The following is a 20,270-nucleotide window of genomic DNA, read 5'->3' as shown; positions in this document are numbered from 1 at the left end:
TCAAATCGCCTCTAGTTCGCTCAAAAAGTCACGAAGGTCATCAAAATCTTCCGCGCTGCCGGCACGGAAGGTGGCGGCGGCCTGCACGTAGGCGCGCAGCGTTTCGGTCTGGAACACTTCCACCAGCGGCACTTCAAGCCGCAGTTCGGCCTGGACCCGCGAGGTAATCTGGATCGCCAGCAGGGAGTGGCCGCCCACCTCGAAGAAGTTGTCGTTCAGGCCCACCTGCGGCAGGCGCAGCACGTCGGCCCAGATCGCGGCGATCTGCTGTTCCAGCTCGGTTTCGGGGGCCACATAGGCCTGTTGCAGCAGGCTCGCATCCGGTTCGGGCAGGCCCTTGCGGTCGAGCTTGCCGTTAGGGGTCAGCGGCATTTGCGCCAGGAACATGAAGTGCGCCGGCACCATGTAATCCGGCAGGCGGGCTTTCAGGGCCCGGCGCAAGCTGTCGCGGAACTCGGCCTGGTCGGCCAGGTTGGCGTCTGCCGGCACCACATAAGCGACCAACTGCTTACCGGTCGGACCCTCCTGGGCCACCACCACGGTTTCACCGACGCTGTCCTGCTCGCGCAAGCGGGCTTCGATCTCGCCCAGTTCGATGCGGAAACCACGGATTTTTACCTGATGGTCGACACGGCCGAGGTAATCCACCACGCCATCCGCACGGCCACGGGTCAGGTCGCCGCTGCGATACACACGGCTGCCGGGCTTGCCGAACGGGTCCGGCACGAACCGCTCGGCGGTCAATGCCGCACGTTCCAGGTAACCCCGCGCCACGCCCTCGCCGCCCAGGTACAACTCACCGGCCACGCCGATGGGTTGCAAGTTGAGGTGCGCGTCCAGCACATAGCCGCTGCGGTTGCCCAGCAGCGTGCCGATCGGTGCGTAGACCGCGCCGCACGGATCGCCCTGGCGCGCCTTCCACAGCAGTGGCGTCACCACGGTTTCGGTCGGGCCGTAGCCGTTGAACAGGTAGTTCGGTTTGAGCGCGCGCCAGGCCAGGTCGTAGCTGGCTTGAGCGACGGCGTCACCGCCGAAGCAGTAAACCCGAACCTTCGGCGGGTTACCGTCACGCTCGGCATGTTCGGCCAGCTGTTGCAGATAGACCGGCGGGAACACCGCCATGGTCACGTTATGACGGTGCATCTGTTCATAGGTGTATTCGGGCAGCCACAGGCTGTCATCGCGGATCAGCACGCTCGCGCCGTTGATCAGCGGGTGCATCCAGCCTTCATGGGCGCCGTCGAAAGCGAACGACATGAAGTGCAGCTCGCAATCGGCCGGGGACGTTTCATAACGCTCGCCGGTGGCGATGATGTGCGCCACCAGCGGGCCGTGGGAGACCGCCACGCCTTTGGGCATGCCGGTCGAACCCGAGGTGTAGATCACGTAGGCCAAGTTGTCGCCGTCGAGCTTCACCTCAGGTGCGCTGTCGCTGTAATCGGCCCAGTCTTCGGTGCGGTCGATTGCCAGGGTGTCCAGCCCTGGGGGAATCGGCAGTTGCTGCAAGGCACGGCTGTGGGTCAGCAGCAACTTCGCACGGCTGTCCTGCATCATGTACAGCAGGCGATCACGCGGGTATTCGATATCCAGCGGTACGTAGACGCCGCCGGCTTTCATCACCGCCAAAAATGCCACCAGGCTCTCGGCGCTGCGTGGCATGGCAATCGCCACACGTACTTCGGGGCCGACGCCACGGGCGATCAGGGCATGGGCCAGGCGGTTGGCCTGGCGGTCCAGTTCACCATAGGTGAGGGTTTGCGCGTCGAATTTCACCGCCACTGCTTGGGGGTTTTCAGCGGCGCGGTCGGCGACACATTCGTGGACCAGGCGCTCGGACGAGAAGCCCGCGTCCGTCTGGTTCCACAGTTGCAGGATGTGCTGCTGCTCATCCTCGCCCAGCAGGTTCAATTGGCTGATGGTCTGCTGTTGGTCGGCAACCATCGCTTGCAGCAGGTTCTGCCAGTGGCGTGCCATGCGCTCGATGGTCGAGGCTTCGAACAGATCGGTGGCATAACTCAGCGACGCGCCCAACTGCTCCAGCGATTCCTCGATATCCAGGGTCAGGTCGAAATGCGCGGCCGTCTCATCCCAGCTCACCGGGCTCACGTCCAATTGCGCCAGGCGTTGCAAATGCTGGCCCGCCAGGCTGACATGGTGATTGAACGCAACCTGGAACAATGGACTCAAGCTCAGGCTGCGCTCAGGCTGTAACGCTTCGACCAATTGCTCGAACGGCAGGTCCTGGTGAGCCTGGGCCTGCAAAGCACGCTGTTTGACCTGGGTAAGTAACTCACGAACGGTGGTGTGGCCGTCGATCTCGGCCTTGAGCACCTGAGTATTGACGAAGAACCCGATCAGCCGCTCCGTTTCGATCCGGTTGCGGTTGGCAATCGGTACGCCGACGCGGATGTCCTGCTGGCCGCTGTAGCGATGCAGCAACGCTTGGTAGGAGGCCAGCAACAGCATGAACAGCGTTACGCCCTCACGTTGGGCCAAGGCCTTGAGGCTCTCGACCAGCAGGGTCGGCAGTGCAATATTCAAGCGCGCACCGCGATGGGACGGCGCCGCCGGGCGCTGGTGATCGAGAGGCAACTCCAGCACCGGTTGTTCGCCGCCGAGCAGTTCAAGCCAGCAGTCGAGTTGACGGGACTTCTCCCCCGCTTCCATCCAATCGCGCTGCCACCGGGCATAGTCGGCGTACTGGATCGGCACGGCCGGCAATTGCAGGGTCTGGCCCTGGCTATAAGCGGCGTAAAGCTGGACCAGTTCGTCAACCATGATCTGCATCGACCAGCCATCGGAAATGATGTGATGCTGCACGATCACCAGCACATGCTCATCCTCGGCCAGGCGCAACAGGCTGACCCGCATCAGCGGGCCCTGGCGCAGGTCAAACGGCTGGGTGATACGGGCTTCGACCAGCGCTTTCAGGTTAGCCTCATCGGCTTCTATCGGACTGAAGTCGATATTTACCTGGGGACTGATCACTTGCACCGTGCGGTCAGCGTCCTGTTGCACATGGGTGCGCAAGCTCTCATGGCGCGCAACCAGCGTATCGAAGGCGCGCTGCAACGCGGCACAGTCCAGCGGCCCCTTGAGACGTAACGCACGGGGCACATGATAGGCCGCACTGTGCGGGTCCAGTTGCCAGAGGAACCATTGGCGCTCCTGAGCGTAGGACAGCGCGAGTGGCTGGTCACGCTCGACTGGCCCTATCGGGCTGGCTTCGACCCAGGCATCGGTCAGCGCCTCGACGAAGCGCTCGAGTACCGGTTGATCAAAGAGCGCCTTCAACCCGACCTCCAGGCCGAGCCCCTGGCGCGTGCGGGATATGGCTTGGGTGGCCAGCAGCGAATGTCCGCCCAGTTCGAAGAAATGGTCGTTCAGGCCGACCTGCTCCACGCCCAGCACCTCGGACCAGATGGCGGCGACCTGGCGTTGCAGCACGGTATGCGGGGCCACGTAGTCACGGGCCAGCACGTCAACGCTGGGCAGCGCCTTGCGGTCCAGCTTGCCATTGGGGCTCAGCGGCATCCGCTCCAGCAGCATCCATTGCGCCGGCACCATATAGTCCGGCAGGTGCCGGGCCAGGTGGGCGCTCAACACATCGCGCCAATCGTCATACGCGTCTTGCAGCACCAGGTAGCCCACTAGGTATTGGCCGTCTACCGCCAACACCGCCGCCTCGCGCACCCAGTCGTGCGCCAGCAGGCGCGCTTCGATTTCGCCCAGCTCGATACGCTGGCCTCGCAGCTTGACTTGGTGGTCGATACGCCCGGCGTACTCGATCACGCCGTTTTCGCGGTAGAGCGCCAGATCGCCGGTGCGGTACAGGCGCTCGCCCCTGACGAACGGATGAGCGATAAAGCGTTCGGCGGTCAGTGCCGGACGGCGATGGTAACCACGGGCAAGGCCGATGCCGCCCAGGTACAGCTCGCCCAGCACTCCCGCAGGAGCGGGCTCGAAATTGCTGTCGAGGATGTAGCAACCGAGGTTGGCGATCGGGCGACCGATCGGCACCACGTCACGGCCTTCGTCCACGCAGGTCCAATGGGTTACGTCGATGGCGGCTTCGGTCGGGCCGTACAGGTTGTAGAGGCTGGCCTGGGGCAGCTTGGCGAAGGCTTGCCGCTGGGCATCGACCGGCAGCGCTTCGCCGCTGCACACGATGCGCTGCAACGTGTGACAGGTGACAACCGCCGGTTCCTGCAAGAATACCTGCAACATTGATGGTACGAAGTGCAACGTGGTGACCTGTTCGGCGTTGATCAGGCTGACCAGCCTGGCCGGATCACGGTGATCCCCTGGCGCGGCGACCACCAGGCGCGCGCCGGTCATCAACGGCCAGAAAAATTCCCACACCGAGACGTCAAAACTGAACGGGGTCTTTTGCAGCACGCTATCGTGGGTGCCCAGTGCGTAGGCTTCCTGCATCCATTGCAAGCGGTTGGTCAGTGCCGAGTGCCGGTTGCCGGCGCCTTTGGGCTGCCCAGTGGAACCGGAGGTGTAGATCACATAGGCCAGGTTTTCGCCATCCAGGGCAACGCCTGGGTTGGCTTCGCTGTAAGCGTCGAACCCCACGTCATTGAGTATCAGACTCTCGACGCCGGACAGCACCGGCAATTGCTCAAGCAGATGAGCCTGGGTCAACAACAACTTCACGCCACTGTCAGCGAGCATATAGGCCAGGCGTTCACGCGGGTATTCCGGGTCCAGCGGTACGTAGGCGCCACCGGCCTTGAGCACCGCCAGCAAGCCCACCACCATTTCAATGGAGCGCTCGACGGCCAGGCCCACCAGCACATCCGGGCCCACACCGGCTTCGATCAAGCGATGGGCCAGGCGATTGGCGCGGCGGTTCAGTTGCGCATAACTCAAACGCTGCTGCGCGAAGACCAGCGCCGGCGCGTCCGGCGTGCGTGCGGCCTGCTCTTCGATCAGTTGATGCACGCCGAGATGCAACGGGTAGTCGCGCACGGTGGCGTTCCAGTCATAGACGATTTGCTGGCGCACCGCGTCCGCCAGCGCCGGCACATCGCCCACGCGTTGCTGGGCAGCACTGCTCAAACTTAGCAGCAGGTGCTGGTAGTACTCAGCCAGTTGGTGAACGTCGCCCTCGCCGAACAGTTCCGTATCGAAGCTGAACTCGAATTCGAGCGCTGCACCCGCACCCAGCAGCACAGTCAACGGGTAATGGGTCTGCTCGATATTCTGCACATTGCTGAACGTAAGCCCGGCCGGCGCACCTTGAGCCAATGCCGCGCTTACCGGGTAGTTTTCAACCACCAGCAGCGTGTCAAACAACGCCCTGCCGCCTGTATCAGCCCAGCGCTGGATATCGAACAGCGGCGTGTGTTCGTGTTCGCGCAGGCTCAGGTTAAGTTCCTGCACCTGTTGCAACCATTCGCCGACCCACAGTTGCGGATCGGGAGTGGCGATAATGGGCAAGGTGTTGATGAACAGGCCGACGTGCTGCTCAATGCCCTGCAAACCGGCAGGCCGGCCGGAGACAGTGGCACCGAAGGTGACCGCGTCTTGACCGGTCCGGCGTTGCAGCAGCAGCAGCCATGCCGCTTGCACCAGGGTATTGAGGGTGACTTTATGCGCCTGGGCAAATGCCCTGAGTTGCGCGGTTGGCTCGAGACCGAGGGCCAGATGCACGTTGCCCTTGCTTGACGAAGGATTGGTTGGGACGCCCCGCGCCAGATAGGTCGGTGCTTGCAGCGCGGCCAGCTGGCTTTTCCAGAACACCTCGCTGGATGGCTGGGTCTGCAACCAGGCAATGTAGTTTCGGTAATGCCCCTGGACTGCCGGCAATGGTTGTCCGGCATAGTGCTGCAAGACCTCTCCAAACAGCTGCGCACGGCTCCAACCGTCCAGCAGAAGGTGATGGTTGGTGTAGATCAGATGGAAACGCTCGGCACCGGTACGTACCAGTTTCAGGCTCAGCAGCGGCGCACGTTCCAGCTCGAACCCCTTTGCCCGTGTCGACTCGCTCAATGCGTCCAATGCCGCTCGCTGGTCGGGTCGCGCCTGCCAGTCGTATTCGGCAAACGGCAACGCCGCTTCGCGGTACACCGCTTGCAACGGCTGCGCCTGTGTATCCTGCCAGACAAAAGCGGTGCGCAGCATGTCATGCCGCGCCAGGACCTGCTCCCACGCGCGCTGGAAACGGGCTATATCCAGGCCCTGGATATCGGCGCGCAATTGGCTGATGTAAATGTCGTCCTGCCCTTGCTGGTACAGGCTGTGAAACAGCATGCCTTGCTGCATGGGCGACAGCGGGTACAAGTCCTGCACCGCACGGGGGGCAAAGGTCAAGTCGTCCAGTTGCGCCTGGGTCAGGCGGGCCAAGGTCACATCGGCCGGTGTGAGCCCGCCGTGTCGCGGATCGACGCAATGGGCGATCAGCGCCAGCAGTTCCTGCCGGTAGTCATCCACCAGGCGCGCAATGGTCGCTACCTCAAACATCTCCCGGCTGAAACCCCACCGCAGCGCCAGTTCCCCGCCATACACCTGCCCTTCCACCGTCAGCCAGTTGGCCAGCGGCGCTTCAGGATCCTGGGCCTGGCCGCTGCCCTGGGTGGCCGGGACGAACAGCGCCGACTCGTTGAACTGGCGGTCGAACTGGCCCAGGTAGTTGAAGGTGATGCGTGGCGCGGCCAGGTTCGACAGGGTCGCGCGGGCGTCAGGTGTGCCGAGGTAGCGCAGCACGCCGTAGCCGAGGCCTTTGCCTGGCACGGCGCGCAGTTGCTCCTTGACCGATTTGATCGCGCTCGACAGCTCGCCATCGGCCTCGAGACGCACCGGAAACAGGCTGGTGAACCAGCCGACGGTACGGCTCAGGTCAACCGAGTCGAACACGTCTTCGCGGCCATGGCCCTCCAGCTGGATCAGCGCGGCGGGCTGGCCGCTCCAACGCGTAATGACGCGCGCCAGTGCGGTCAGCAACAGGTCGTTGACCTGGGTGCGATAGGCCGCCGGAGCGTCTTGCAGCAGTTGGCGGGTGTGTTCGGCGCTGAGGCGAATTTCGAGCTGGCTGCCCAAGTGGTTTTGCAGGCCGCCCTGGGGGTTGTCGCAGGGCAGCTCGGCGGTCGCGGTCTGCGCCTGCCAGTACGGCAGTTGAGCGTCCAGGGTCTGCGCATGGGCCTGCAACTGCTGCGCCCATTGCTGGTAGGCGCTGGTCTTGGCTGGCAGTGCGGCGTTGCTATAAGCCTGTTGCAGGTCTTCAAGCAGGATGCGCCACGACACACCGTCCACCACCAGGTGATGCACCACCAGCAGCAGGCGTTGGCTGCCATCGGCCATGGCGATCAGGACCGCACGCAACAGCGGGCCCTGTGCAAGGTCGAGGCTGCGCTGGGCTTTGTCGCAAAGTGCGGCCAACTGAGCGTCGTCGGCGGCCTGGGTTTGCCACAGCTCGGGCGTGGTCACCGGCGCGGCATGGGTTTGCCGCCAACCTTCCGAGTGGCGCACAAACCGCAGGCGCAGGGCGTCGTGATGGTTGATCAACTGGACCAGGGCCGCTTCCAGGCGCGCAGGTTCGAGGGCTTCACGCGGGGTCAGCAGTAACGACTGGTTCCAATGTTGACGCGCCGGGATCGCCTGCTCGAAAAAACTGTGCTGCACGGGGGTCAGCATCACCTCGCCGGTGACCGGCCCTTGGTCGATAACGCTCGCTGGTTCAAAGGTCGCCACCCGCGCCAGGCTACGGATGCTCTGGTACTGAAACAAGTCCCGTGGACTGAGGCGAATGGCCGCCTGGCGGGCACGGCTGACCACCTGAATGGAGATGATCGAATCACCGCCCAGCTCGAAAAAGTTGTCGTCCAGGCCGATCTGTGGGGCACCGAGCACATCGCTCCAGATCGCGGCCAGGGCTTTTTGCAACGGGTTTTCCGGTGCGGCATACGCCTGTTGTGGCGTGGCGTCGGGTAATGGCAAGGCCTTGCGGTCGAGCTTGCCGTTGGCGGTCACCGGCAGCTTGGCCAGGTGCACCATATGGGTCGGCACCATGTATTCAGGCAGGCTGTCGAGCAGCCACGCCTTGAGGTCGGCCGGGGCCTGGTCTTCCAGCACCAGGTAAGCCACCAGTTGCTTGCCGCCCTGCACCAGCACAACGGCTTCGCGCACCGACGGGTGTTGCAGCAGGCGCGCCTCGATCTCGCCCAGCTCGATCCGCAGGCCGCGCAACTTGACCTGATGGTCGAGACGGCCCAGGTACTCGATCACCCCATCGGCGCGCTGGCGCACACGGTCGCCCGAACGATACAGGCGTGCGCCGTCATCGAACGGGCTCGGCACAAAACGCTCTGCGGTCAACGCCGGGCGCCGATGGTAACTGCGCGCCAGGCCGATGCCGCCCAGGTACAGTTCGCCACTGACACCGGCGGGCACCGGGTTGAGCTGCGCATCGAGCACGTAGGTACCGAGGTTGGCGATGGGCCGGCCGATGGGCACGCTGTCGGCGCCTTCGTCGATGCAGGTCCAGTGAGTCACGTCGATGGCGGCTTCGGTCGGGCCGTAGAGGTTGAACAAAGCGGCCTGCGGCAACTTGGCGAACACTTGCAGTTGCGCATCCAGCGGCAGGGCTTCGCCACTGCAGACGATGCGCTGCAATTGGGTGCAAGCCTGTACACCCGGCTCATGGATAAAGGCCTGGAGCATCGAGGGCACGAAGTGCAAGGTGGTAATGCCTTGCTGCGCGATGGTCTCGATCAGGCGTGCCGGTTCGCGATGTTCGCCTGGCGCCGCGACCACCAGGCGTGCGCCGGTCATCAGTGGCCAGAAGAATTCCCACACTGACACGTCGAAGCTGAACGGGGTTTTCTGCAGCACTGCATCGCTGGCATCCAGGCCATAGGCTTGCTGCATCCAGCACAGGCGGTTGACCAACGCGCGATGGCTGTTGCCTGCCCCCTTGGGCTTGCCGGTGGAACCTGAGGTGTAGATCACGTAGGCCAGGTTCAGCGCGTGCAGGCTGACATCCGGCGTTTCGATGCCGTAGCTGTCGAGCCAACCGGCGGGCTGGTCCAGGGCGATCACCTGAATGCCCTCGACAGGCAGCAACGGCAACAGACTGCGCTGGCTGAGCAGCAATTGAATGCCGCTGTCCTCGACCATATAGGCCAGGCGATCCCGGGGGTATTCGGGGTCCAACGGGACGTAGGCGCCACCGGCCTTGAGAATCGCCAGCAGGCCCACCACCATTTCGATGGAGCGCTCGACGCAGATCCCCACCAGGGCGTCAGGGCCGACGCCCTTCTCACGCAGGGCATGGGCCAGTCTGTTGGCGCGCGTATCAAGCTGGGCGTAGGTCAATGTGGTAGCGCCGAACACCAGCGCCGGTGCATCAGGCGTGGCGTGCACCTGGTCTTCGATCAGGTGATGAATGCCACGCTCGGTCGGGTAAGTCCTGGCTGTCTGGTTCCAGGCGTGGACCAGCACCTGCTGTTCATCCGGGGCCAACATCGGCAACTCGCCGATACGCTGCTCACCGTCGGCGACCATGGCCTGCAACAGGCTGAGCCAGTGCCCGGCCATGCGCTGGATGGACGCGGCATCGAACAGGTCAGTGGCGTAAGTCAGCGCAGCGTGCAGGGTGCCGGATTTTTCGTAGGTATCCAGGGTCAGGTCGAACTGGGTGGTGCGGGCTTGCCATTCCACCAGCGCCAGCTCCAGGCCGGAGGCGGTGCTGACCGAGGCGATATCGGCGACGACCGGCTGGTGGTTGTACATCACCTGGAACAAGGGTGTATGGCTGAGGTTGCGCTCAACCTTGAGCGCTTCCACCAGACGCTCGAATGGCAGCTCCTGATGAGCCTGGGCGCCCAGCGCGTGCTCCTTGATGCTTTGCAGCAGTTCGTTGACGCGGGTTTGCCCGGTCAGCTCGGTGCGCAGGACCTGGGTATTGACGAAAAAGCCGATCAGCCCTTCGACTTCCGTGCGGTTGCGGTTGGCGATCGGCACGCCGACGCGGATATCGCCCTGCCCGGTATACCGATGCAGCAGCACGTTGAAAGCGCCGAGCAATAACATGAACAGAGTGACGTTGTGCTTTTGGGCGCAGGTGCGCAGCTGTGCGGCCAGCTGCGGGTCGATCGCGAAATTATGACGCGCCCCCCGGTAGCTCGGCATGGACGGGCGCGGACGGTCCGTCGGCAGTTCCAGCACGGGGTGCTCATCACCCAGGCGCGCCTGCCAATAGTCCAGTTGGCGGACCTGCTCCCCCGCTTCAAGCCAGCGCCGCTGCCACAGGGCATAGTCACCGTACTGGATCGGCAAGGCCGGCAGTTGCGGTTCGGCATTGCGCTCGTGGGCGTCGTAGCAGCGGATGAACTCGTCGATCAGCACATTCATCGACCAGCCATCGGAGACGATGTGGTGCAGGGTCAGCAGCAACACGTGCTCCTGCGCAGCGAGCTTGAGCAATTGCACACGCAGCAGCGGGCCGTTTTCCAGGTCGAACGGCAGCAGCGATTGACGGGTCGCGGCTTCGCTGACGGCCTGTTCACGCTCGCGGACGGCCAGCTCACTGAAATCCAGGTGCTCTACCGCCAGCGACGGCTCGAGGGCGACTTGCATCAGACGCTCATCCGCTTGGCGCCGGAACACGGTGCGCAATGTTTCATGGCGCGCGACCAGGCTGGCAAACGCCTGCTCCAGCGCGCCAAGGTCCAGCGTGCCCTTGAGCCGTACGGCACCGGGCAGGTTGTAGGCGCCACTGGCGGGATCCAATTGCCACAGGACCCACATGCGTTGCTGGGCGTAGGACGGCGCCTGGCGATCCTCCACTTCCACTCCTGCCGGAATCGGAAACCGGGAAAAATCCACGCCCTCTTTCTGCAAGGCCTGCAGGAACAGTTGGCGCTTTTCCAGGGGCAACCCGATAAACCGGCGAGCAAGTTTCAAGGAGTCTTCAGCATTCATTTCTTGGAGTCCGGAGCAATAGGCAGGAAGCACAAAGGCACGTCGTCCCTATAAAACGAACCGCAGAGGGAAAAATTAGCGAGGGATGGGGGGCGTGGCGCGAGGTGTCATCAGGGGTTACATCAATCCGGGGAAAAGCACCTGAAGCCGAGCTAGGATTGACGCACACCACTTTTTGCAACTACATTTAGTTACAGGCAAGGATCGCCGTGTCAAAAAATGAAAAGCTGCTGGCCAAACTGCTCAACGAGCACATGGCATTTACCTGGCCCGAGCTCGTAACGCTGTTGCGTTGGCTCGGCTACACACAGATTGAAGGGGCTGGAAGCCGCGTCAAGTTCGACATCGGCGACCCCAGTGCAATGATCACCTTGCACAAGCCTCACCCTGGCAACGAACTGAAACACTACATTCGGCGCCAGATCATTGAGCAATTGAGATCAGGAGAACTGATTCAGTGAACAACCAACTGAAACACAAAGGCTACATCGGCTCTATCGAAGCCAGTCTCGAAGACAACTGCCTGTTCGGCAAGATTCTGTACATCAAGGCACTGGTGAGCTACGAAGGTAAAACCGTCGCCGAACTGGACGCCGCTTTTCGGGCGGCGGTCGACGATTATCTCGCCACCTGCCAGACCCTGGGGCACACACCGGAGAAGCCTTGCAAAGGTTCCTTCAATGTCCGGGTCGGCCATGACCTGCACCTGGCGGCGGCGCTGGCGGCGACCCGCAAGAAAGTGACGCTCAACGACCTGACCCGCCAAGCGCTGAATGAATTTCTGCAGCACCACAGTGCCGAGGCCTGTCCGGCGATTGGCTGATCATCCCAGCCGCCGAAACCCCAACACCGCTGAACCCAACACCACCGTCCCCGCCGCCAGCGCGACCCAGAACCCGCTGGTGGCGCCGAAGTGGTCGATCATCCAACCGGAGCTGGCGGCACCGATGGCCACGCCGATGCTAAGACCGGTTATCAGCCAGGTCATGCCTTCGGTCAGGCGGCTGGCGGGTACGATGCGCTCCACCAGGGCCATGGACACGATCAGGGTCGGCGCGAAGAACAGCCCGGAGATAAAGATCGCCACCGCCAGCCCGGGGATGTTGGTGACCAGCAGCAGCGGCAACGTCGTTAACGCCGTGGCCACGCCGCAAAACAGGAACTGCCGGGGCAACGACGCCTTGAGTCTAAGGGTACCGAAGGCCAGCCCGGCCAGGCACGAGCCGATGGCATACACCGACAGCACGATGCTCGCCGCCGCCGGCTGGCCCTGGTGCTGGGCAAAGGCGACACTGACCACGTCCACCACGCCGACAATCACGCCCATGGCCAAGAGCAGGATCATCAGGATCAGCACCGCAGGCGAAGCGATCAACCAACGACCGTGATGGTCCTGATGCTCATGCACAGGAGGTTCGGTCGCGCGTTGCATTACAAACGTGGTAACGCCTACGGCCAGCAACAGCGCTGCCACTAAGGGCCCTGCTTCCGGGAACAACACGACACTCAGCCCCACCGAAATCGGCGGGCCGACGATGAAGCACACCTCATCCAGCACCGACTCCAGGGCAAATGCGGTCTGCAGCTTGGGCTGGCCCCGGTACAACTCGGTCCAGCGGGCCCGCACCATGGCTGACATATTCGGCATGCAACCGGCCAACGCGGCGAACAGGAAAAGCATCCAGTCCGGCGCCTGCAAACGTGTGCACAGCAGCAACATCAACAAAGCCCCGCCGCCGATCAGCGCGGCAATCGGCAGCACCCGGCCCTGGCTGTAGCGGTCCACCAGCCTGGATACCTGTGGCGCGCAAAACGCCGTGGCCAGGGCAAACACCGCCGCCACCGAACCGGCCAGGCCGTAACCGCCATGGACCTGCGAGAGCATGGTGATCACGCCGATGCCCGTCATCGATACCGGCATGCGCGCCAGCATGCCTGCCAGCACAAAAGCCCGCGCGCCAGGGACCTGGAACAATTGCGCGTAGGGGTTCGCCATGACTCAGCAGCCTTCTTTCATTAAGTGCACATCCTTTTATTACACCAACCGCTTGATCTGCTTGTGCCGCCACACCAAACGGTAATAGGCGGTCTGCAACGCCAGCATTGCCAGGTAGGTCACCGGAAACGCCATCCACACCCCTTCCAGCCCGAAGTGAGCGTTGAACAGGTACGCCATCGGCAACTCGACACAGAGCACGCAGAAGATCGAGATCACCACCGGCATCAACACCACGCCGCTGGCGCGCATGATCCCGCCGATCACGGCCTGGAAGCCGAATATCAGGATGCTCCACAGCATGATGTGCAGCAGGTGCTCGGCGTTGACCCGTGCCACATCGTCGGTGATGAACAGGCCGAGCAGCCAGTGGGACATCAGGTAACCCAACACGATCAGGCCACCGGTGAGGCCCATGTTGATCAACAACCCGGTACGCAGGATCGGCCCGATACGTTCCGTGCGCCCGGCGCCGATCGCTTGGGCGCCGAGGATCGAGGCGGTGATGGCAATCGACAGCGCCGGGAACTGCACGTAGTTGACGATCTGCGTCACCGCGCCGTACGCCGCCGTGGCTTGGGAGCCGTGGCCATTGACCAGGGCGAGAATGACCAGTTCCGACAGCGACAGCACCACCATTTGCAGGCCGGTGGGCAAGCCGATGCGCAGGACCTTTGCGAGAATGACGCGGTCCAGGCGCAACGCCGCGAGCAATTCGCGATCCGGCGCCATTACATGGCTTTTATGGCGCAGGCGCAGGACCAAAAACAGCATCGCCAAGGCGTTACCCACTAACCCGGCATACACCGCACTCTGGATGCCCATGGACGGCAGGCCAACCCAGCCGCGAATCAGCGCCGGGGTCAGCAGCAGGCCAACCAGGGTCGAGACCATCAGCGCCAGCAATGGCGAAATTGTGTCGCTGACGCCGCGCAGCAGTTGGGTGTAGAGAATAAAGACCAGCAGCAGCGGCATGATCAGCATCATCTTCTGCGCGTAGCCGACCGCGTCGTCCAACACATCAACCGGCGTCCCCAATGCCTGCAGGGCCGGACGCGCGAACAAGCTGCCCAGCACTGCGGCAATCACCCCGACCAGCGCCCCCAACGTCAGGGTGGCGCCGGTAATCGCCTTGACCATCCCTGTCTCCTGCGCACCCCAGGCCTGGCCGATCAGCACCGACGCACCCGCCCCCAGGCCGATCACCAGCGCAATAAAGAAGAACACGATGGGAAACATCCCCGACACCGCCGCCAACGCCTGGGTGCCGAGCATTTGCCCGACATAAATGCCGTTGAGGGTGCCGGAAAAGCTTTGCAGGAAGTTGGACAGCACCATGGGTGCCAGAAAGATCAGGTAGATCTGCCACAGGGGTCGTTGCAGGGGGCTTCGCATGAAAAAACCGGGCCTCGGAAAACTAAAGCGTGCGAGGGTTATACCGTAATTGGATCCTATGTTCCTGTGCTTTAAGGCATTCCCGCTCGCTCACTCCGCTGCGCGGAAACCAACGTCGCTCAGGCCGCGCGATTTTATTCCATCAATTCGCTCAATAGCGGTTTCAGTATTTACTGATTGGACGCGCACCCGGCGGAGCTTTAGATTTCGCCGCATAGATAGCTTTTAGCCATCACCTCTACTCTCCTGACTATCGAGTTTCCCATGAAAAAACCTGTCTCGTTGGCGATGCGTATCGGCCTGGGCTTCGCGTCCACCCTCTCGCTGCTGGTGCTGATCACCGCCGTCGGTATCCAACGTGTGGGTTTTATCGACAGCACACTCAAGGATGTCGGTGAAAAGGCCGCCGTGGTGCAGCGCTACGCGATCAATTTTCGCGGCAGCGTACACAACCGTGCCATCGCCATTCGCGATGCGGTGCTAGTCAAGGATGAAGCGGCGCTAAACCTTCACCTGGCCGAGATCGACCAGCTCAAGCGTGATTACCAGGATTCCGCCGTGATGATGGATCGCCTGTTGGGCGCCAGTGCCGCCAGCGGCGAAGAGACCCGCCTGTTGGGCGATATCAAGGCCATCGAGCGCCAGGCCCTGGCTTCCACTGAGCGGGTGATCAACCTGCGTCGCAATAATGACCTCGCCGGTGCCCAGGACCTGCTGCTGACGCAGGCGTCCGCCGACTACACCCAGTGGCTTGGGCGTGTGAACGCCCTGATTGACTTCGAAGAAGCGCAAATCAGGCAACGCCTGGACACGGTGCAATCGGCCGCCAGCCACTTTGCACTGTTGATGGTGCTGGCCAGCGCCGCTGCGATTATCTTGAGCGTGCTGGTTTCACTCCTGATTATCCGTAAGGTCAAGGCCACCCTTGGCGCCGAGCCCGAAGAAGTCGCCGAGGCAATCCGCCGCCTGGCCAATGGCGAGCTGAACCAGCCCATCGAAACGCGCTACCCCGACAGCGTGATGGGCCTGCTGAAAAACGCCCTGGCGCGCCTGGGCGACACCATCACTGAAGTACGTTCGGCGGCCCAGGCCCTGCGCCACTCCTCGGTCACCTTGTTGTCGGTTGCCAGCGACAACCGCCGACAGATCACCCTGCAGACCAGCGAAGCGCAGCATGTGGCGGCCGCGATCACACAAATGGCCGCCTCGGTCAGCGAGGTGTCGGGCTACGCGTCCGCCGCCTCCAAGGCCACCATCCTGGCCGACGCGGAAGTCGACAGCGGCCACCGTCTGGTCGGCGAAGTAACAGTGGCAATCGAGGAACTGGCGACGATCCTCGACCAGGCCACCCACCGGGTCACTCAGGTGTCCAGCGACAGTGAGAGCATCGAAACCGTAATTGAAGTGATCAACGCCATCGCCGCCCAGACCAACCTGCTGGCGCTGAACGCCGCGATTGAGGCCGCCCGCGCCGGTGAGCACGGCCGGGGGTTTGCGGTGGTGGCCGATGAAGTGCGCTCCCTGGCGACGCGCACCCAGCAATCCACCCAGGAAATCCGCGACATGATCGGCAAGCTGCAAAGCGGCACCCAGGACGCCGCCGATATCATGCAACGCAGCCGCAACCTGGCCCAGGTCACCGTGGCGCAGACCCGCGACTCCCAAGTGGCACTGGGCAAGATCAGCCAGGAAGTGGGGGCGATCAATGCGATGAACGCACAGATCGCCAGTGCCTCGGTGCAGCAGAGCGCCGCCGCTGAAGAAGTCGCGCAGAACGTCACGCGCATTCACGGCTCTACCGTGCAGTCGGCGGCCGGCTCCGAAGTAGTGGAAGGCGCCAATCAGGAACTCGTGGAGCTGGCGGACCGGTTGAGCACCAGGGTGGCATTTTTCAACGTGGCGTGAGGCCCGCGATGCTCATGTGGGCGTGTATCAGACAGAGACACGCCCGTTATCAAGCATGAAGTTGAGGTTATCCATATCGAAACGTCTGTCTTCGTAGCCCGGCCCGCCCTGGTTGTTGGTACCGATGTCCAAGTCACGCAAAAGACCGGGACGGTTCAATAGTTGAGTGGCCAGCTCCCGAGCTTCGGTGCTGAACGTACGGTTCGATGGCGTTAACCCGGCAGCTTCCTTCAGCTCATTGACATTGATGTATTGATCGTCGGCGCCGGCGGTGTATTGCCTGAAGTTATCCTTTATGCCCTGAATCAGATCGTGGTCACTCATATTCCGGTATTTGTTTGAGGAGAAATCCAGATTACCCCTGGAGAAAGCCCCGTCGAGTACGCCCATGCTGCTTCGATCAAGCTCCTTGAACACATCACCGCGCTCCAGCAGCTCACTGGCCAGATCCCTTTCGGCTTGCGTGGCGGGCTGACCATCCAGGCGGTAACCGCTGGCAACGGCATTAAGCGATTTATCGGTGATCAGCCCTGGGGAGTTCGGGTCTTCAAATGAACTGAAACGCGCCAGGATCTTATCGAGGAGTTCTTGCTTGCTGTCGTTTGCATAAGGACGCTGCCCGGACGCTGACATCGGACTGCTCCAGCGGGTCTCATCAGCGTAACGCGGTGCCGAGAAAGCGGGCTGTTGCCAGTCGCGTTGGGGCGCATATTCGTTTTCCAGGCGCTGGCGCATCAGGGCGCCGCTGTAACGCCCGGGAAATTCACGCATGGGCGGCGCTTCCTGCCGTTCACAATGATCAATGGTGCGCATCACGTCGCCCATGCTGATCCGCCCATCTACCGAACCGCCGTGGTTGATTGCATCAAGCATGCAGTTCAACTCGGGACGCTCGAGAATCGTACTCGCCAACTTTACCAGGCCATCTTCGAACGGGTTACCGGTCGGTAGCCGGCGAGCGGCGAATTCCAGGAGGGTCTCCCGAGTGACGAACCCGTCAGCGCTCGGGAAACAACCGAAATTAGCCGCGAAATTCTGCGCAACCACTGAGTTGGGCGCGTGACAGATATCGTTGTTATCGCAGGAAACCCTGGGCTGCTCGCAGGGCAGGTTGAAATTACCGTAAAAAGGGGTTTCCTGACGAAGATTCACGTAGGACATGGCAAAGACCTCAGAGATGGGAATCGATAGCTGTCAACCCGAACCGACTGGTCGTCGAATCAACATTCCCTCTGTGGCCACGAGCGGAAATACGGTTCCCGCAGGCCGCACTCGGGGTGGGCTCGGGGTCGCCTCGCCACCTGAAAAGAGCCTGGACTCAAAATCTAAGGCACAAAAGGCAGCGCTCGTTTATGCGCTGTCTTGTTGTACGCCTCTTCGACGATCGCCCTCACCCGCTCGCTCACCGGCTCGCCCATCAGGTACGCATCGATGTCTGCATAGGTGCAGCCGTACGCCAGCTCATCCGCTTTCCCCGGCGCCAGCTCTTCCAGGTCGGCGGTGGGCAGCTTGCCGACCAGCTCGGCCGGTGCGCCGAGGCTCGCGCCCAGCAGGCGTACCTGGGTTTTGGTCAGGCCGGACAGCGGCGCCAGGTCGCAGGCGCCGTCACCGAATTTGGTGAAGAACCCCATCAAGGCTTCGGCGCCCTGGTCGGTGCCGACCACCAGGCCGTTGTGCAAATTGGCCACGGCGTACTGGGCGATCATGCGTGCTCGCGCCTTGACGTTGCCTTTGATGAAATCCACGCGCTCGGCGCTGACGTCCGGCACAGACAGGTTGGACATCAGCCCGTCGACGCCCGCCGCAATATTCAACGTCTCGGTCTGGTCTGGGCGGATAAAGTCCAGGGAGGCTGTCGCATCGTGCTCGTCCGCCTGGCTCTTGTACGGCAGGCGCATGGCAATAAAACGCGCAGGGTAATCTTCAGCGCGCAGTTGCTCTGCCGCCAACTGACACAGGCGCCCGGCCACCAGCGAGTCGACCCCGCCGCTGATGCCCAGCACCAGGGCCTTGCAGCCGGATTGACGCAGGGTGTCCTTGATAAAGTCGACGCGGTGCTGGATTTCCTGGGGCTCGCGACCTTTTACCAGCGAGCGGTCGATATTCAGTTCCTGAGCGATACGGTCCTGGGTTTGCATGTCATACCTCCACACTGCCAACGTTGAACACTTGTGCTGCGTACTGCAAGAACGAGGGGTCTTCGCAGACGTTCTTGATCGGATCATCCGAAAATTTCACCACTGGCTCGCCGTGCACCCTGACCAGTTTCATCACGATGCTCAGCGGCTCTACGCCCTCCACATCGCAGGCCAGGCTGGTGCCCATGCCAAAGCCGAACCGAGCCTTGCCACGAATGTGACGCAGGATCGGCAGACATTTTTCGAAGTTCAGGCCATCGGAGAACATAAGGTCTTTGGTCATGGGGTCGATGCCGAGTTCCTTATATCTGGCCAGGACTTTGTCAGCCCAGACGATAGGGTCACCGGAGTCCTGGCGCAGGCCGTCGTACAGCTTGGCAAAGTACAGATCGAAGTCCTTGAGGAAAAAGTCGGTGCTGATGCAGTCGGTCAGGGCCATCCCCAGGCGGCCACGGTATTCATGCACCCAGTTTTCCAGGGCGGCATTCTGGCTTTCGCGCAGACGGCCCAGCTGCTGGTGCACCATCAGCCATTGGTGGGCCATGGTGCCGATCAGCGGCAGGTCGAACTCATAGGCCAGGTGCGCGTTGCTGGTGCCGAGGAACTGACCAGGGAAGTCGCGGCGCATGATATCGACCACTTCGCGCTGGGCCTTGAATGACAGGCGCCGCCGCGTGGAAAAATCCGAGACACGCAAGTCGGCCAGTTCCTCGCGGCTGAGGTTTTTCTCCAGCCAGTCGAACTTTTGGTAGAGCTTGCGGGTAACGTCTTCCAGGGTCACGTCGGGGTATTTGTCGCGGTTGCGCAGCTCGCTGACCAGTGCCAGTACCGGTTGCTCGAACATGATGCAGTGCAGCATCGGGCCGACCACGCGGATGTTCAGTTGGCCGTCGACTTCGCTGACGTGAATGTAGCGCAGGTTGAAGCGGAACAGGCCGAGGAAGCGCTCGTAGTCCGGGGTAAGGTATTCGCGAAAGCGTGGGTTGAACAGAAAGCGCAGTTCACCTTCGCGCATGTTCAGGCCGGCGAGCTTTTCCAGCTCGTCGCGCAATTGCGGAATCAAGTGCCCCAGTTTTTCCCTGGAGCGGACGATGAAGCTGTACTCCACATCGACGTTGGGGTGCTGGTGCAGCACGGCCTGCATCATGGTGAAGGTGTAGTAGTCGGTGTCGAGCAGCCCCTGGATGACCGGGGATTGGTAGTCGTATGCACTTTCCATGGTGTATCTCCTTAACGCGTGGCCATCGCGGCCAGTTCTTCGCGGGTGCTGCTGATGACGGCACCGGCCTTGAGCAACTCATTGACAGCCTGTACGCCGCCCTCCTCGGTGATGCTTCGGCACGCCGGCAGGTGCAGGACCACTTCCAGGCCAGCCTTGAGCAGTTGCAGCGCGGTGGTCTTGACGCAGTAGTCCAGGGCCAGGCCACCGACGATCACGCGGCTGACGCCCTGGGCCTTGAAGTACTCGATTACGCCCGTGGACAGCTTGTTGTGCAGGTCGTGGTAGCAGGCACCGTAGGGGTGCAGGTCGGGTTCGACGCCTTTCCAGATGAAGTAATCGTAGTCATAAGGCGTGGGCAATTCGTCCAGCAAGGTGAAGCCTTCGGTGCCGGGTACGCAGTGGCTCACCCAGGTCACATCGGCGTGGGCCAGGCCGGTGGGTTGCAGCATCGCGCTGTGTTGGCTCACCACCCAGGGGGCGTGCGGCGTGTGGGCGTCTTTACTGCCGACGCGATGGCCGGCCAGACTCGCCATGTAGTTGAGCTCGGCACCAATCAGGTCGCCACCGGCTACAGGCAACTCATCGGGGCACAGCGGCGTAAAGCTCTTCTGGGCGTCGACGTCGAATGAAGCAATGGCGGTTTTCGCGTGGGTCATGGCGTTCTCCTGTGGCCTGGAAACAAAAG

General features: G+C 62.3%; 10 protein-coding genes. 3 read left to right on the top strand and 7 right to left on the bottom strand.

Features of this window, described 5'->3' with window-relative positions:
- On the bottom strand, positions 1-10,929 hold the full coding sequence (locus tag H0Z09_RS17380; RefSeq protein WP_186691790.1) for a non-ribosomal peptide synthase/polyketide synthase: 10,929 nt from the start codon (positions 10,927-10,929) through the stop codon (positions 1-3).
- Between the two features lie 209 nt (positions 10,930-11,138).
- Between H0Z09_RS17380 and H0Z09_RS17375 the strand changes: the two genes are divergently transcribed.
- Positions 11,139-11,390, top strand: a complete 252-nt coding sequence (locus tag H0Z09_RS17375; RefSeq protein ID WP_186691787.1) for a type II toxin-antitoxin system HicA family toxin — start codon at positions 11,139-11,141, stop codon at positions 11,388-11,390.
- Positions 11,387-11,752, top strand: a complete 366-nt coding sequence (locus H0Z09_RS17370) for a toxin-antitoxin system HicB family antitoxin (protein WP_186691785.1) — start codon at positions 11,387-11,389, stop codon at positions 11,750-11,752. Before H0Z09_RS17375 ends, H0Z09_RS17370 begins: the two co-directional genes overlap by 4 nt.
- Here the strand turns inward: H0Z09_RS17370 and H0Z09_RS17365 are convergent, their stop codons facing one another.
- Positions 11,753-12,925 carry an MFS transporter gene (locus H0Z09_RS17365; protein WP_186691783.1) on the bottom strand — a complete coding sequence of 391 codons (1,173 nt, stop codon included), beginning with the start codon at positions 12,923-12,925 and terminating at the stop codon, positions 11,753-11,755.
- Between the two features lie 39 nt (positions 12,926-12,964).
- A complete protein-coding gene (locus H0Z09_RS17360; RefSeq protein WP_186691780.1) occupies positions 12,965-14,320 on the bottom strand; it encodes an MATE family efflux transporter in 1,356 nt (451 codons plus the stop codon).
- Positions 14,321-14,584: 264 nt separating this feature from the next.
- On the opposite strand from H0Z09_RS17360, the gene H0Z09_RS17355 reads away from it, so the two are divergent.
- A complete protein-coding gene (locus H0Z09_RS17355; protein WP_186691778.1) occupies positions 14,585-16,225 on the top strand; it encodes a methyl-accepting chemotaxis protein in 1,641 nt (546 codons plus the stop codon).
- 27 nt (positions 16,226-16,252) lie between these two features.
- On the opposite strand, the gene H0Z09_RS17350 is transcribed toward H0Z09_RS17355, so the two are convergent.
- From H0Z09_RS17350 to H0Z09_RS17335, 4 genes are all read right to left on the bottom strand, one after another.
- Positions 16,253-17,386: a hypothetical protein gene (locus tag H0Z09_RS17350; protein WP_186691776.1), complete on the bottom strand. Its 1,134-nt coding sequence runs from the start codon at positions 17,384-17,386 to the stop codon at positions 16,253-16,255.
- A 164-nt stretch (positions 17,387-17,550) separates the two neighbouring features.
- A complete protein-coding gene (gene nadE / locus H0Z09_RS17345; protein ID WP_186691774.1) occupies positions 17,551-18,363 on the bottom strand; it encodes an ammonia-dependent NAD(+) synthetase in 813 nt (270 codons plus the stop codon).
- A 1-nt stretch (position 18,364) separates the two neighbouring features.
- Positions 18,365-19,582 carry a nicotinate phosphoribosyltransferase gene (pncB, locus tag H0Z09_RS17340; protein WP_186691765.1) on the bottom strand — a complete coding sequence of 406 codons (1,218 nt, stop codon included), beginning with the start codon at positions 19,580-19,582 and terminating at the stop codon, positions 18,365-18,367.
- 11 nt (positions 19,583-19,593) lie between these two features.
- Entirely contained in the window at positions 19,594-20,241 is a 648-nt protein-coding gene (locus tag H0Z09_RS17335; protein WP_186691763.1) for a nicotinamidase, read from the bottom strand.
- Positions 20,242-20,270 lie beyond the last annotated feature (29 nt).

This window comes from Pseudomonas sp. SWRI18 (genome assembly GCF_014268345.1).
Taxonomy (GTDB): domain Bacteria; phylum Pseudomonadota; class Gammaproteobacteria; order Pseudomonadales; family Pseudomonadaceae; genus Aquipseudomonas; species Aquipseudomonas cedrina.
Note: the sequence above shows the minus strand (reverse complement) of the source record. Positions and strands in the feature narration are given on the sequence as shown.